The 15,357-nt window shown below is 69.6% G+C and carries 13 protein-coding genes; 7 read left to right on the plus strand and 6 right to left on the minus strand.

Features of this window, described 5'->3' with window-relative positions; translation table 11 throughout:
* Nucleotides 1-122: 122 nt before the first annotated feature.
* A complete protein-coding gene (locus tag GA0115259_RS25740; RefSeq protein WP_202450339.1) occupies nucleotides 123-1,535 on the minus strand; it encodes a DUF6421 family protein in 1,413 nt (470 codons plus the stop codon).
* A gap of 279 nt (nucleotides 1,536-1,814) precedes the next feature.
* Here GA0115259_RS25740 and GA0115259_RS25745 point away from each other — a divergent pair, with 279 nt between their 5' ends.
* A complete protein-coding gene (locus GA0115259_RS25745) occupies nucleotides 1,815-2,498 on the plus strand; it encodes a glycerophosphodiester phosphodiesterase (protein WP_093601438.1) in 684 nt (227 codons plus the stop codon).
* Nucleotides 2,499-2,584: 86 nt separating this feature from the next.
* Here GA0115259_RS25745 and GA0115259_RS25750 read toward each other — a convergent pair whose 3' ends face one another.
* The 5 genes from GA0115259_RS25750 to GA0115259_RS25770 all read right to left on the minus strand — a co-directional run bounded on the left by GA0115259_RS25750 (nucleotide 2,585) and on the right by GA0115259_RS25770 (nucleotide 7,355).
* On the minus strand, nucleotides 2,585-3,133 hold the full coding sequence (locus GA0115259_RS25750; RefSeq protein ID WP_093601440.1) for a GNAT family N-acetyltransferase: 549 nt from the start codon (nucleotides 3,131-3,133) through the stop codon (nucleotides 2,585-2,587).
* A 65-nt stretch (nucleotides 3,134-3,198) separates the two neighbouring features.
* Nucleotides 3,199-4,086 carry an NAD-dependent epimerase/dehydratase family protein gene (locus GA0115259_RS25755; RefSeq protein WP_093601442.1) on the minus strand — a complete coding sequence of 296 codons (888 nt, stop codon included), beginning with the start codon at nucleotides 4,084-4,086 and terminating at the stop codon, nucleotides 3,199-3,201.
* On the minus strand, nucleotides 4,086-4,994 hold the full coding sequence (locus GA0115259_RS25760; RefSeq protein ID WP_093601444.1) for a carbohydrate ABC transporter permease: 909 nt from the start codon (nucleotides 4,992-4,994) through the stop codon (nucleotides 4,086-4,088). The genes GA0115259_RS25755 and GA0115259_RS25760 overlap by 1 nt, the downstream gene beginning before the upstream one ends.
* 16 nt (nucleotides 4,995-5,010) lie before the next feature.
* Nucleotides 5,011-5,973: a carbohydrate ABC transporter permease gene (locus GA0115259_RS25765; protein ID WP_256098136.1), complete on the minus strand. Its 963-nt coding sequence runs from the start codon at nucleotides 5,971-5,973 to the stop codon at nucleotides 5,011-5,013.
* Entirely contained in the window at nucleotides 5,970-7,355 is a 1,386-nt protein-coding gene (locus GA0115259_RS25770; RefSeq protein ID WP_093601448.1) for an ABC transporter substrate-binding protein, read from the minus strand. Before GA0115259_RS25770 ends, GA0115259_RS25765 begins: the two co-directional genes overlap by 4 nt.
* A gap of 158 nt (nucleotides 7,356-7,513) precedes the next feature.
* On the opposite strand from GA0115259_RS25770, the gene GA0115259_RS25775 reads away from it, so the two are divergent.
* The 6 genes from GA0115259_RS25775 to GA0115259_RS25800 form a co-directional block, all read left to right on the plus strand.
* Nucleotides 7,514-8,299 (plus strand): IclR family transcriptional regulator, encoded by a 786-nt coding sequence (locus GA0115259_RS25775; protein ID WP_256098137.1) that lies wholly within the window; start codon nucleotides 7,514-7,516, stop codon nucleotides 8,297-8,299.
* 112 nt (nucleotides 8,300-8,411) lie between these two features.
* Complete coding sequence (locus tag GA0115259_RS25780; protein WP_093601452.1) at nucleotides 8,412-9,767, plus strand: enolase C-terminal domain-like protein; 1,356 nt, start codon at nucleotides 8,412-8,414, stop codon at nucleotides 9,765-9,767.
* Nucleotides 9,764-10,447, plus strand: a complete 684-nt coding sequence (locus GA0115259_RS25785) for a ThuA domain-containing protein (RefSeq protein ID WP_093601454.1) — start codon at nucleotides 9,764-9,766, stop codon at nucleotides 10,445-10,447. The genes GA0115259_RS25780 and GA0115259_RS25785 overlap by 4 nt, the downstream gene beginning before the upstream one ends.
* Nucleotides 10,432-11,511, plus strand: a complete 1,080-nt coding sequence (locus tag GA0115259_RS25790) for a Gfo/Idh/MocA family protein (protein ID WP_093601456.1) — start codon at nucleotides 10,432-10,434, stop codon at nucleotides 11,509-11,511. The genes GA0115259_RS25785 and GA0115259_RS25790 overlap by 16 nt, the downstream gene beginning before the upstream one ends.
* A 221-nt stretch (nucleotides 11,512-11,732) precedes the next feature.
* Complete coding sequence (locus GA0115259_RS25795) at nucleotides 11,733-14,948, plus strand: alpha-mannosidase (RefSeq protein ID WP_093601458.1); 3,216 nt, start codon at nucleotides 11,733-11,735, stop codon at nucleotides 14,946-14,948.
* On the plus strand, nucleotides 14,941-15,357 hold a 417-nt coding region (locus GA0115259_RS25800; protein WP_141716692.1), incomplete at its 3' end, for a helix-turn-helix domain-containing protein. The genes GA0115259_RS25795 and GA0115259_RS25800, both read left to right, overlap by 8 nt.

A 15,357-nucleotide genomic window follows, 5' to 3' on the forward strand; every position in this document is an offset into this window, starting at 1 on the left:
GGCGCGGCCGGCCGGTCCTGCCGCTCCCGCGACCGCGACGACCGCGCCGTCCAGCGCGCCGGCGCCCGCACCGCCGTTCCCGCCGCTCTTGTGCATGCTTGTCGCCTCCCACGGCTGAGTGGTCACGCGGCCATCCGCTCGGTGCTCGTGGCGGTGATTCCCTTGGTGGAGGCGATCACGTTCTTGAGCTTCTTGGCAAGCGCCTCGTAGAACATGCTGAGCGGAAACTCGTCCGGCAGCACGTCGTCCACGAGCTTACGGGGCGGCTGTGACAGATCGAGCGCGTCTGGGCCCTTGGCCCAGCGGGAGCCGGGATGCGGGGAGAGATACGCCGAGACGAGTTCGTACGCCGCGAACCAGTGGACTAGTTTGGGACGGTCGATACCGGCCCGGTAGAGGTCCTCGATCTCCGAGCAGAGCTGGTTGGTGACGCCGGGAGCGCGTTCCCAGTCGATACGCAGGGTGTTGTCGGTCCAGCGCAGCACCTCGTGCTGGTGGAGATAGGCGAAGAGCAACTGGCCGCCGAGGCCGTCGTAGTTCCGTACGCGCGCGCCGGTGACCGGGAAGCGGAACATCCGGTCGAAGAGCACGGCGTACTGGACGTCGCGGCCCTGCGCCACACCGTCGGCCTCCAGCCGTACGGCCTCGCGGAACGCGGTGAGATCGCAGCGCAGTTCCTCCAGCCCGTACATCCAGAACGGCTGTCGCTGCTTGATCATGAACGGGTCGAACGGCAGATCGCCATGGCTGTGCGTACGGTCGTGGATCATGTCCCAGAGCACGAAGGCCTGCTGGCAGCGGTCCTGGTCGGCGACCATCTCGGTGATGTCGTCGGGCAGTTCGACACCGAGAGTGCGTACGGCGGCCTCGGTGACACGGCGGAAACGGGCGGCCTCGCGGTCGCAGAAGATCCCGCCCCAGGTGAACCGCTCGGGAGCCTCGCGCACGGCGATGGTCTCCGGGAAGAACACCGCGGAGTTGGTGTCGTAGCCGGCGGTGAAGTCCTCGAAGGTGATTCCGCAGAAGAGCGGGTTGTCGTAGCGCGTGCGCTCCAGCTCGGCCAGCCACTCGGGCCAGACCATCCGCAGCACGACGGCTTCGAGATTGCGGTCGGGATTGCCGTTCTGCGTGTACATGGGGAAGACGGCGAGATGCTGGAGACCGTCCCGCCGGTCGGCCGCGGGCTGGAAGGCGAGCAGCGAGTCCAGGAAGTCGGGAATGTCGAAGGCGCTGTCGGCCCACTTACGGAGGTCGGCGACGAGCGCCCGGTGGTATGCGGCGTCGTGCGGCAGCAGCGGGGAGAGCTGTTCGACGGCGGAGGTCACGCGGTCGAGCGCGACCTCGACAAGCCCGCGCGCCGGAGCGCCCTCGGCGTCGAAGTCGATCGAGCCGTCCTTGGACTGCCACGGGCGGATCTCCTCGACGGCGTTCTTGAGCTGTGCCCAGGCAGGATGCTCGACCACTCGATCAGCGCCGACGGCACCGACAGCACGGCTTGTGCCGGGCACGGTGTCCTGCGCAAGAATTTCCGTCATGTCACTTCCTCCACGCGAGATCTTGGCGTCAAGACACCGTATAGGTCCCTTGTTCCGCCGTACAAGAACGGCTGTGACAAATTATCCTGCCGACCCCCCATGGTCACCGCTGTTTTTCCTGTCGTAATGAGGTAGGACACACACTTCCATCGTGCCGCACCGGGCCTGGGCGGGCCACCGCTCGCCGAGGCGGCTCGCCGGTGCGCGACGGGTTCCCATCCGCCGACCGGCCACTAGAGTGCCGCGCTAGAGCCGCAGTCGACGGAAGCGAGACGAACCTTGACTTTCCAGACCATCGGTCATCGTGGAGTGATGGGTGTCGCACCGGAGAACACCCTGCGATCCTTCGTACGGGCCGAGCACGCCGGCATGGACGCCATCGAGCTGGATCTGCATCTGAGCAAGGACGGCGCGCTCGTCGTGATGCATGACACCGAAGTGGACCGTACGACCGACGGCACGGGCGCCATCGCCGACCGGACCCTGGCCGAGCTGCGGGAGCTGGACGCGGGCGACGGCGAGCGGATCCCGGTCTTCGAGGAGGTCCTGGACGCCGTACGGTCGCCGCTCCAGGCCGAGATCAAGGATGTGGCCGCGGCGCGGGCGCTGGCCGAGGTGATGCACCGGCGCGGGCTGACCGGACGCGTCGAGGTGTCGTCGTTCCACGACGCGGCGGTCGCCGAGATCGCGGCGCTGGTGCCGGGTGTACGGACCGTGCTGATCGCGAGCCGCTGGGGCGCGGACGTGGTGGACCGGGCCGAGGCGGTGGGCGCCGCCTCGCTGGCCCTGAACATCCGCAGACTGACGCTGGAGGTCGTGGAGCGCGCGCACGACCGAGGGCTGCGGGTGATCGGCTGGGTGGTGAACACACAGGACCAGCTCCGGCTCGCGCGGGCCTTCGAGCTGGACGCGGTGACCACCGATCTCCCGGAGATCCGGCGGACCGGCAGGTTCACGGCCTGAGTCACGGCGCCCGGGTCACGGGCCGGGCGCGCGGTCCCGGGCCGCGTACGCCACGTACGCCACGTACGGTCCCGGACCGCGCGGTCTCAGACCAGCGGCTTGACCAGCAGCTCGAACGCGAGATCGTCGCGCTGCGGGATACCGAAGCGCTCGTCGCCGTACGGGAACGGGAAGAGCTTTCCCGTACGGCGGTAGCCGCGCCGCTCGTACCAGGCGATCAGTTCCTCGCGGACCGTGATCACGGTCATATGCATCTCACGGACGCCCCAGGTCTCCCGCGCGACGCGCTCCGCCTCGGCGATGATCCGCCGGCCGAGACCTCCGCCCTGCGCACCGGGCAGTACCGCGAACATCCCGAAGTAGGCGGCCTCACCGCGGTGTTCGAGCTGACAGCAGGCGATCAGCCCACCGTCGCGCTCGACCGCCAGCAGTCGGCTGCCCGGCGCCTCGATCACCTCCAGCACGCCCTGCGGATCGGTCCGCTGGCCCTCCAGGATGTCCGCCTCGGTCGTCCATCCCGTACGGCTGCTGTCGCCGCGGTAGGCCGACTCGATCAGGGCGACGAGCGCCTCGGTGTCGGCCGCCGTGGCGTCCCGGTAGGTGAGTTCGCCGGTGGGGCGCGAGGCGGTGTCCATGGTGCGCGTTCTCCGTATCCGGTCGTGCGGCGTCGCTCTGAGGACGTACTGAAGACGTCCGCAGCCTAACCCGGACCCGTACGGGCGCCCCCGGGTGGTGGGCCGGGATCCGCTCCCGCGCGCGGACGCCCGTAGCGCGGTACGAACCCGAGCAGCCGGGCACAGGCTCCGGTGTCGAACAGCGAGTCATGGCCCGCCAGCTCGGCGAAGACGGGCACACCCGGATGGTGGCGCGCCATCAGCTCGGCGGTCGGCAGCGGTGAGCTGGTGTCACGCGCGGCCACATTGAGCACATGGCAGCCGGACAGCTCGGTCTCCAGCGCGCGCCGTACGGCCTCGGCCGCGTCCCGGGTGTCCAGCCAGCCCCACAGATCCATCCGGTGCGCCGCGGGATCGGCCCGTACGGCGTCGAACTGGCGCATGAGGCGTTCTCCGGTCCCGGTGAAGGGCAGCCGCAGACAGACGATGTCCGTCCCGTGGCGCCGGTGGACGGCGCGGGCCGTCTCCTCCAGGACGATCTTCGACAGTCCGTAGGGATCCTGGACGAGCGTCGGATGCTCCTCGTCCAGCGGGACGTACCGCGGCGACTGCGGCACCGGCGACCAGGCGAGTCCGACAACCGCCATGCTGGAGGCGGCCACCACCCGGCGGACACCGCCGCGTCCGGCCTCGTCCAGCACCCGGTGCGCGGTCAGACAGTTGGTGGCGAAGAGATCGCTCGCGTCGTCCACATTGGGATGCGGGATCGCACCGAGATGGACGACGGCCTCGGCTCCGTCCATCGCCTTGCGCACCAGATCGGGATCGCGGAGATCACCGGTGTGGACGGCCTCGGCGCGCGGCTCGTCCACCGGGAGCAGATCGGTGGCGACGACCTGATGGCCCCGGGCCAGCAGATCGTCCACCACGAACCGTCCGATATGGCCGGCGGCTCCGGTGACCAGTACGCGCATCAGCCCTTCACCGCCCCGACCAGTCCGTTGACGAAGTACCGCTGGAGACTGAGGAAAAGCAGGATCACCGGGATGACCACGATGAGCGCGCCCGCCATCAGATTGTTGTAGTGCGGCACGTTCTCCGCCGAGAGCGTCTGGAGACCCAGTGGCAGGGTGTAGGTGGACGGATCGTTGAGCGAGACCCGGGTGAGCAGGAACTCGTTCCAGGTCGGGATCGCCGTCAGTAGGGCCACCGTGATCAGCGCGGGCCTGGCCAGTGGCAGATAGACACCGGTGAAGATACGCAGTTCGCTCGCGCCGTCGACACGCGCGGAGTCACGCAGCTCGCCCGGTACGGCCATGAAGGCTCCGGTCATCAGCAGGATCGACAGCGGAGCACCGCCGTTGACGAAGGGCAGCACCAGTCCGAAGTGCGTACCGAGGATGCCCATCTTGTTCTCCAGCATCACGATCGGCAGCATCACCGTGATGGCCGGGACGAACAGCAGCGAGACGAAGAGCTTCCGAAGGGCGCTCCGGCCGGGAAAGCGCAGTACGGCGAAGGCGTAGCCGGCCGCCGCGTAGATCACCAGTGTCAGTACCACGGTGTAGCCCGTGACCAGCAGGCTGTTCAGGAAGAAGTCGAAGAAGTGCAGCTTGTTCCAGGTGTCGACAAGCGTGTCGAACGTCGGGTTGTCCGGGATGAGATGTCCGCCGCGTACGACCTCGATCCGGTCCTTGAACGCCGCCGACACCATCCAGAGGAACGGGTAGACGCTGACGAGTCCGTACAGCGCGAGCAGGACGCCGACGACGGTACGGGCGACCAGCCGACGGGTGCGGGCGGCGCGTTCGCCGGGCGGACCGGTGGGCGCGTTGGGAGTTCGCGCCTTGGGAGTTCGCTCTGTGAGAGATGTCGATGTCATGTCGTGCTCCGCGATGTCATGTTCTGCTCCGCAGCGCGCGCAGATTGATCAGGGCGAGAACCACGGCGGCGGCGAACAGGATCCAGCCGAGCGCGCTGGCGAGCCCCAGGGTGGGCGAGAGGTTCTTCATGAACGCGAGGCGGTACGCCTCCAGTCCCAGCACATTGGTGTGGTCGCCCGGGCCGCCGTAGGTCATCACCAGGAAGGTCTGGAAGCCCTGGAGCGACTCCCGCAGATTGAGCAGCACCACCACCGCGGTGATGGGCCGCACCAGAGGCCACACCACCGAGACGTTGGTACGCCACCAGCCGGCGCCGTCCAGGTCCGCCGCCTCCAGCACACTGCGGTCGATGCTCTGAAGCCCGGTGAGATAGAGCAGCATCGCGACCGGGACCTGTCCCCAGACCGTCACCACGATCATGGTGGGCAGGGCGGTGGAGGGATTGCCGAGCCAGCCCTGCGGCTGCTGGAGCGAGCCCAGGCCCAGACTGTCGAGCAGGGCGTTGACGGCGCCGTCCGGCTGGAGGACGTACTGCCAGGCGAAGAAGACCGCGACTCCGCTGGTGACATACGGCAGGAAGTACACCGAACGCAGCACCGACCGGAACCGCTTGATCCGGTTGAGCAGTACGGCCAGCGGAAAGGAGACCGCGACGGTCAGGGCCGGTGCGGCGATCATGACCCAGAGCGTGTTCAGCGCCGCGTGCCGCGCCCGTGGCGCGTAGATCGGGCTGCGCCACAGCAGATCGGCGTAGTTGTCGAGGCCGACCCACTTCCAGTTCGGAGTGAAGCCGTTCCAGGTGGCGAAGCTGAGCGCGAAGCCGTAGCCGACGCTGTACAGGCCGATGACGCAGAACAGGACCACGGCCGGGCCGACGAAGAGATACCCGGTGAGCGTCTCGTACGAACGCGGGCGCCGGCGGCGGCGCGTACCTTCTGCCGCCGGCGCCTTCGTCGCCGCGCCGGGAGCCGTTGTCACCGTGCCGCCGCCCAGTAGGAGGCGTTCAGCTCACGGAGCTGCCTGGCCGTCTCCTCGACGGACTTCTGCTTGAGAGGCGTGAGATCGGCGAGGATCGCGCCGGCGTCGTCCTGTTCGTAGCCCGGCGCGCGGAACTCGTTGCCGCGGTTGGGATCGTAGGTGTTCTGCGGATTGCCCTTGAAACTGTCGACCATGGCGGAGAGCGCCGGGCCGAGCACGGTGGCGGAGTCCGCGCCGAGTTCGGTGGCCGGTACGTCGGAGGCATCCTTGGCGAACTGGGCGGCGGCCTTCTGCGTGGAGAGGAACTCCATCCACTTCTTGGCGTTGCCGGGCTGGTCGCTGGTCGCGGAGACGCCCAGACCGGTGAGCGCGAGCGGGCCGAGCGCGCGGTCCGGTACGGCGCCGTCCTTCACGGAGGGCAGTGCGAACGCGAGTACATCGTCGGGACTCATCCCGTTCTGCTGGAGGAAGGCCAGGGTGAAGGTGCCGCCGACATCGAAGGCCGCCTTGCCCTGGGCGAAGGCCTGGTCGGCCTCGTCGATGGTGAGGCTCTGGGTGCCCGGCATCCAGTACGGCGTGAGCTGGTCGTACAGGCTCAGCACCTTGATCCCGTTGGGCGAGGCGAAGTCCGCGCTCTCGTCCTGGCCGAAGAGGGCCTCGTATCCCTGCTGTCCGAGCTGGCTGAAGGCGAGCGGCTGGAGGACCCAGGTCAGTCCGGTGGCCTGGATCTTGAGGCCGAGGGCGAGACCGCCGGTGGTGGGATTCCTGACGGTGGTGGCCTTGAGCGCGTCGAGGAATCCGGCCCAGTCCGCCGGAGGTTCGGTGATGCCCGCCTCGGCCAGCATCTTCTTGTTGGCGTAGACGATGCCGAAGGTGCCCACGGTGAGCGGCACGCTGTAGCGGGCGCCCTTCTCGATGCCGTGGTCCCTGGCGGTCTCGGGCTGCGCGTCCTTGAAGCGCTGTTCTGTGACGAGTCCGGACTGCTGTACGGGCTGCTGGATACGGCCGGCCCACTCGCCCTTGAAGTCGTCGCTGATGTCGGCGAGGATCCCGGCCGCGCCGAAGACCCGGTCCTCGCCGTCGGAGTGCACTTCGAGCACATCCGGCAGATCGCCGGTCTTCGCCGCGCTCTGCACCTTGGTGGTGTACGCGTCGTCGGGCGTGTACGCCTCGACCTTGACCGAGATACCGGTCTGCTTCTTGAACTCGGCCGCGGCATTGCGCAGCGCGCCGACATGGGACTGCTTGAAGGTCCACATCTCCAGCGAGGCGTCTCCGCCGGAGTCGGACGATCCGCCGCAGGCGGCGAGGGTGGTCAGTGAGAGCGCGGTCGCCGCGGCGACCGCCGCGAGCCGGACATTCCGCGAAAATGGTATGCGCATCGCCCCTACCTAAGGATCAACCGTTCAGAAGGCCGAATGACGTTGGAGTGACTGAACTTATGGTCGGGGTGATATAGCGTCAAGACGCACGTCGAGATTTCGTGCTGACCGGATCGCCGAGGGGCGCCGGTGCGGGAAGCGGAGGTTCCGTGGAATCGGTGGCAGCAGCAGCGCGCGGGCGCAAGCCCGAAGAGGTCAAGTCCGCCGCTCGGGTACTGGAGGTGCTCGAACTGCTCGGCGCGGAGGGCGCCCGGCTCTCGCTGGCCGAGATGGCCGGCGCCATGGCCGTGCCCAAGAGCAGTCTGCACGCGATCCTCCGCACGATGGAGGCCCGCCACTGGGTGGATCTCGACGCGTCGGGCACCCGCTACAGCCTCGGCCTCAAAGCCCTGTTGACGGGCACGGCCTATCTGGAGGGCGACGATGTGGCGAGCCTCGCGGGACCGGTGCTCGACGCGCTCGCCGAGGAGACGGGCGAGTCGGTGCACCTCGGCAGGCTCGACGGTACGGACGTGGTCTACCTGGCCAAACGCGAGTCGCGGCACGCGCTGCGGATGTACTCGGCGGTGGGCCGCAGACTCCCGGCGCACGCCACCGCGCTGGGCAAGGCGATGCTCTCCCAGTACGACGCGGCCGAGGTGCGGATGCGGCTCAACTGGCCGCTGGAACGGCTCACTCCGGACACCGTCACCGATCCCGAGTCGCTGCTGTCCCAGCTCGCCGAGGCACGGCTGCGCGGATGGGCGATGGACGACGGCGAGAACTCGCCCGACATACGGTGTGTCGCCGTGGCGCTCGGCACCGGCCACGGCGGCGGCGACGCGATCAGCTGCTCGGCGCCCAAGAGCCGGATGGACGACGCCCGCGCCGAGGAGGTCGCCCGCGCGGTCACCGAGGCGGCCCACTCGCTGGGCACTCTGCTCAAACGGCTCGGACAGCACTGAGGACCGCTGAAGGCTCCGAGCGATATTTGGTAGAGTCATTGACAAATCAAAGTCGGCTTCCATACGTTCGGGTAGCAGAACATCATTCTGCTATCTGTACGCTGGAGTTCGCATGGCTGAGCCCGATGCCCGCTCCCCTCTCCCTGGTATTCCTGGTATTCGCGCTGTTCCCGCCGCTCCCGGCGTTCCCACCGCTCCTGCCCTTCTCGCTCCCGCGCCCTGGGTCGAGGAACGCGGCGCCAAGGTCCGTATCACGGCCGTACGCACCTTTCTGACGGCTCCGCACGGCTGTCCTCATCTCATCGTCCGTGTCGAGACCAACGAACCAGGGCTGTACGGCCTGGGATGCGCCAGCGATCCGCAGCGCACCCTCGCCGTACGGTCCGTGCTGGACGACTATCTGGCGCCGCTGCTCGTCGGGCGCGATCCCGACGACATCGAGGACCTCCACCGGCTGATGCTCAACAGCGCCTACTGGCGCGGCGGTTCGATCACCGGCAACGCCGTGGGCGGTATCGATGTCGCCCTCTGGGACCTCAAGGCCAAACGGCTCGGCGCCCCGCTGTACTCCCTGCTGGGCGGGCGTGTCCGTACCCGCGCCGACGCCTACACCCATGTGGACGGCACCGGCGCCGCCGAACTCGCGGAGAAGGTGATGGCCGCACGGGAGCGCGGCTACCGGCATGTCCGGGTCCAGGCGGCGGTCGCGGGCTCGGACACCTATGGCACGAAGGCGGACGGACCGGCCGACGCGTGGGCGCTGCGCCATCGCGCGGTGCCCTGGGACTCCGCCGCGTATGTACGGACCGTACCGGGCATTCTGACCGAGGTACGGGAACGGGTCGGTGACGGGACGGAGTTGCTGCACGATGTGCATGAGCGGCTCGATCCCCGGCAGGCACGGGACTTTCTGCGCCGCGTCGAGGGAGCCGGGCTCTACTTCGTCGAGGATCTGCTCGCTCCGGAGGACGCGGCGCACTTCGCGGGGATGCGGGCGGGCTCCTCCGTACCACTGGCCGTCGGTGAACTCTTCAGCGACGTGAGCCAGTTCCTGCCGCTGCTCGAAGGGCCCATACCGGTCATCGACTTCGCCCGGGTGCGGATCCCGACGCTGGGCGGACTGACTCCGGTCCGCAAGCTGGCGGCGCTCTGCGAGCTGCGCGGTGTACGGCTCGCTCCGCACGGGCCCGCCGATGTCAGCCCTGTCGCCCAGGCCGCCACCCTCGCGCTGGACATCAGCAGCCATGCCTTCGGAGTCCAGGAGGCGGCGGTGTTCAAACCGGCGGTCGCTGAGGTGTTCCCGGGCACCATCACAGCCCAGGACGGAGGCCTCGCGCCGCATGAGACACCCGGCCATGGCATCGACTTCGACGAGGCCGCCGCTCGCCGCCATCCCGCGCCCGAGCCGCTGGAGCACGACCGCTGGGCCCTGCTGCGCAACACCGATGGGAGTGTGCAACGACCATGACCTCCGAAACCTCCGGCACCCGTAAGGCACTTGTAGTCCGCGGCGGCTGGGAGGGACACCAGCCGGTGGCGATCACCGAGCTGTTCCTGCCCTTCCTGCGCGATCGCGGCTTCGACATCCAGATCTCCGGCACTCTCGATGTCTACACGGACGCCGAACTCCTCGGCGCCACCGATCTGGTGGTCCAGTGCTGGTCCATGGGCGAGATCACCGCCGAGCAGAGCGCCGGGCTCGCCACGGCGGTCCGCGCGGGCACCGGACTGGCCGGCTGGCACGGCGGGATCGTCGACTCCTTCCGCGGCGATATCGGCTATCAGCTGCTGACCGGCGGTCAGTTCCTGATGCATCCGCCCGGCTTCTGCGACCACACGGTCACGCTCGCCGAGGAGCGCGCCGGCCATCCGGTGATCGCCGGACTCGGCGACTTCCAGGTCCATACTGAGAAGTACTGGCTTTCCACCGACCCGTTGATCGATGTCCTCGCGACCACCGAGTTCGCGGCGGACGAGTTCCCGGCGGACGAGGAGCGGGCACGGCCGGTCACCATGCCGGCCGTCTGGACGCGGCACTGGGGAGCGGGACGGGTCTTCGTCTCCGCCATCGGCCACAAGCCGGACGATTTCGATGTGCCCGAGGTACGGACGCTCACCGAGAGGGGACTCCTGTGGGCGAGCCGCTGAGGATCGGCATGGTCGGCGCAGGCAAGATCAGCGGCGCGTATCTGGACACGTTGGAGCGGCTGGACAGCGTCACACTCACGGTCGTCACGGATCTCGATCCCGGCCGCGCCGACGCGGTGGCCGCCCGGGTGCCCGGAGTCGCGGTCAGCGGGTCGGTGGCCGAGCTGGTGGCACGCGCCGATGTCGACGCCGTACTGAACCTCACGATCCCCGCGGCCCATGCCGAGGTGGCTCTCGCGGCGCTCGCGGCGGGCCGCCATGTGTACGGCGAGAAGCCGCTGGCCGCCACCCGCGCGGAAGCGGACGCCGTACTGGCCGCGGCCGGAGCCGCCGGGCTACGCGTCGGCTGCGCGCCCGACACCGTACTCGGCACCGGCGTCCAGACGGCGCGCAAGGCGGTGGACGACGGGCTGATCGGCACACCGGTCGCCGCGACGGCCTTTATGACCGGCCCGGGACATGAGCGCTGGCATCCGGACCCGGAGTTCTACTACCGGCCGGGCGGCGGTCCGCTGCTCGACATGGGTCCGTACTATCTCTCCGCCCTGGTCCATCTGCTGGGACCGGTCGTCAAGGTCGCCGGCGCCGCGTCACGCCCCCGCGCCGAGCGGGAGATCGGCAGCGGCCCTCGGGCGGGCGAGCGGTTCGCGGTCGAGGTGGACACCCATGTCACCGGCGTACTGCACCATGCGAGCGGAGTGCTCACCACACTGCTGATGAGCTTCGACATCCATGCCGCGCGGCTGCCGAGGATCGAGGTGCACGGCACCGAAGGATCCTTGTCGGTGCCCGATCCGAACGGTTTCGACGGGCCCGTGGAACTGCACCGCGACGGCGGCGGTTGGGAGACTCTTCCGGTGTCGGCCGGATATGCCGGAGCCGGGCGCGGTACGGGCCTCGCCGATCTGGCCGAGGCGCTCACCGCCGGCCGTCCGCACCGGGCGTCGGCCGAGCTGTCGCGCCATGTCCTGGACATCATGCTGACGCTGCTCGCGTCGGCGCGGGAGGACAGAAGTCTGCCGGTGGAGAGCAGTTGTTCCAGGCCGGAGCCGGTGGGCCGGTAGTCCCGGCGGTGTTCCGGCCATGTCCCGGCGGTGTCCCGGCGGTAGGGAGAGGCCGTCAATTCACTTACTTTCCAGAGTCTTCACTATTCGGATGATTAATTGCCTGACAAATTCTCCATGGGCCCTCACCACCTGGAACAAGAAGGAATGGAGAAAGGCGTTGACTTGATAACACTCTTGGTTTTACATGGCGGTTACTGGCTGGACAGGAAGGGCCGCCCATGCATGACCGCAGAAAGTCCGGAGAAGCCGGAGAAGAGCGGATAGCCCATTTCCTCGCCGCCCGTCTGCGTCCCGCGCTCCACACCGCGCGACTTCCGATGGAGGTCGGTGCCTGGCACATTCCCGGTGAGCCGGTTCCTGTCGATGTGGCCCTCCGGGCCACGTACACGCCCTTCGCCATCGGCGATCTGTGGGGCGGTCCCTGGTCCACCACCTGGTTCCAGGTCCGGGCCACCGTCCCTGAGCGCTGGGCAGGCCGACGGGTCGAGGCGGTCTTCGACCTCGGCTTCGACAGCCACGCCGAGGGACTCGTCCATGACGCGCACGGCACTCCGCTCCAAGGGCTGCATCCGCTCAACCGGTCCCTGACCGTATCGGTGGCGGCGAGCGGCGGTGAGCAGGTCGCGCTGCTCGTGGAGGCCGCCGCCAATCCGCCGATCGACGCCGGGTCCGGCGCCGGATCGCTGTACGGCGATCCGGTCACCGCGGGCGACGAGCCGCTCCACCGGCTGCTCCGCGCCGATCTCGCCGTTCGCGACGAGGACATCTGGCAGCTCATCCATGACATCGATGTCCTCGACGGACTGATGCGCGCGCTCCCGGTGGAACTGCCTCGCAGATACGAGATCCTGCGCGCCCTGGAACAGGCCGTGGACGCCGTGGATCCACGCGATGTCGCCGGGACGGCCGGGACCGCCCGCGAGTTCCTCTCTCCCGTACTGGCCCGCCGCGCGCACGAGTCGGCGCACACCATCGCCGCCGTCGGCCACACGCCCGCCGGCTCCGCCCGGCTGTGGCCGATGCGCGAGGCCGTACGGCACACCGCCCGCGTGTTCAGCACGGTGACCGCGCTGGCCGAGGAATATCCGGAGCTGACCTTCGCTGCTTCCTCGGCGCAGCGGTACGCCTGGATGAAGGACCACCATCCGCATGTCTTCGAACGGGTGCGCAAGGCCGTCGCGGACGGCAACTGGGCACCGGTCGGCGGAATGTGGGTGGAGCCCGACGGGGCGCTGCCCGGTGGTGAGGCGCTGGCCCGGCAGTTCGTGTACGGCCGCCGCTTCTACCGCGAGGAACTGGGCACCGACTCGGACGGTGTCTGGCTGCCCGGCTCGTTCGGGATGAGTGCCGCCTTCCCGCAGTTGGCCGCGCTCGCCGGAGCCCGCTGGTTCCTGGGCCGACGACCGGCCCAGGACGGCGCGTACGGTCCGCCCTGTCCCACCTTCCGGTGGGAGGGCCTCGACGGCACCCGGCTCTTCAGCCATGTCCCGCCCGCCGCAGGCCGGGACTCCTCACTCACCGGCGGTGAACTGGCCGATGCCGTGGCCGAGTTCACCACGTACGCCGCGAACACCGCGCATGCTTCGAACACTGTCGGAAGCTCGGGCAGCCGCTCCCTGCTGCCCTTCGGCCACGCGGACGGCGGCGGGCCCACGCGCGAGACACTGGAGCGCGCCCGTCGACTGGCCGATCTGGAAGGCTCGCCGAAGGTCGGGATCCGGCATCCCTCGCACTTCTTCCGGGACGCGCTCGACGAGTGCCCGGACGCTCCGGTCTGGCGCGGTGAGCTGTTCGCCGGCGCCCGGAGCGGTACGTACACCAGCCAGGCGCGCACCAAGCGCGGCAACCGCCGCGCCGAATCGCTGCTGCGCGAGGCGGAGCTGTGGTCGGCGACGGCCGCGGTGCGGGACAACATCCCTTATCCGTACGAGGAGTTGGAAGCGCTCTGGAAGAAGGTCCTGCTGCACCAGAGCCATGACATCCTGCCGGGCACCTCGATCGCCTGGGTGCACCAGGAGGCCGAGCGGAGTCACCGGGAGATCCATCGCGCTCTCGATCAGCTCGTCCGCCGCGCCATCGGGACACCGGACGACACGGGCACCGCTGTCTTCAACGCCGGGCCGCGACCGCGCCGCGAGGTGGTCGTCCTGGACGGCGACCGGTCCACCGACGGCGGTCAGCGGCTGTCCGACGGCCGGATCGCCGTGGTGGCGCGGGCGCCCGCGCTCGGCCGAGGCCCGGTCGGTGGGAGTCCGGTCGGCAAGGCACCCGCCGATGTCGCGCCGGTGACCGTACGGCCGGTGGACGGCGGCGGAGCGCTGCTGGACAACGGGCTGCTACGGATCCGGCTCGACGCCGAGGGACTCGTACGCTCCGCGCTGGACCTGACCACCGGCCGGGACGCCATCGCGCCGGGAGCGGCGGGCAATCTGCTGCGGCTGCACCGCGACGATCCGGCGCACGGGAGTGCCTGGAATCTGGATCCGCACCACCGGCGCTCCGCCCGCGAACTCGACCGCGCGTGCGCGCTCGAAGTGACCGAGAGCGGACCGCTGTTGTGCTCCGTACGGGTGGTACGGAGCACGGGCAGATCCACGATCGAGCAGGTGCTGTCCCTGACGGCGGGCAGCCATGCCCTGACCGTCGACACGAAGGTCGACTGGCGCGAGCGGGACACGATCCTCAAGGCCGTCTGGCCGCTGGACGTGCATGCCGAACACAGCACGGGCGAGATCCAGTTCGGCCATGTCGAGCGCCCGACACATGAGAACTCCGGCCGCGACGCAGCCTGTTCGGAGCTCTGGGCGCACCGCTGGATCCATGTCGGCGAACACGGCTGGGGCGTGGCGCTGGCGAGCGACTCCTCCTACGGATACGACGTCTCGCGCCACACCCGTGACGACGCGGGCACCACCACGACCGTACGGCTCTCGCTGCTGCGCGCCGCGCACAGTCCCGATCCGCACGCCGACCGAGGACCGCAGCGCTTCCGGCACACGCTGCGGCCCGGCGCGGACATCGGCGACGCGATCAGCGAGGGATACGCGCTCACGCTGCCGCTGCGCCCGGGAGCCGCAGGACCCTCCGGACCCGCTGGACCAGCCGGACCCGCCGCTGCGCCGCTGGTCTCCGTGGACCATCCCGATGTCGTCGTGGAGGCGGTGAAGCTGGCCGACGACCGCTCGGGCGATGTGGTGGTACGGCTCTACGAGTCGCGCGGCGGCCGGGCGCGTACAGTCCTCACGGCGGGCTTCCCGGTCGCCGCCGCCCGGGAGACGGACCTGCTGGAGGAGACGCTCGCCGAGCGTCCGCACAAGAACGGTACGGTCGCGCTGGCGCTGCGGCCGTTCCAGATCCTTACACTGCGGCTGGTGCGCGAGTACGGTTCGCAGGACGAGGGCGGCGAACACGGGGCCGGTGGCAGCGATGCCTGAGGCTCCCTCGGACGACGGCCCGGTCGGCTCTCTGCCCCCGGAGCACCGGGCCGTCCTGCGCCGCTGGGCCGAGGAGGGCGGGCCGCTCGCCACGCGCGCGAGCGTGGTGCTGCTCGCCGCCGACGGACTGCGCGACGCCGAGATCTCCCGTCGGCTCGGGGTGTCCCGGCAGACCGTGGGCAGTTGGCGCCAGCGCTGGACGAGCGCGGGACTCGACGGGCTCGAACACCGGCCGCGCACCGGCAGACCGGCCACGGTCGACGAGGCGGAGGTCGTCACCCGTACGCTGCTGGCGCCCGGCGGCAGCGGCGCGTCCCGCGCGGTGGCTCGGGAGCTGGGACTCTCCCATGCCACGGTCGCCGGGATCCGGCGGCGCTGGCGGCTCGGCCCCGACGAGGCGCGGGCGCCG

It is taken from the genome of Streptomyces sp. MnatMP-M17 (assembly GCF_900091995.1).
Lineage (GTDB): Bacteria > Actinomycetota > Actinomycetes > Streptomycetales > Streptomycetaceae > Streptomyces.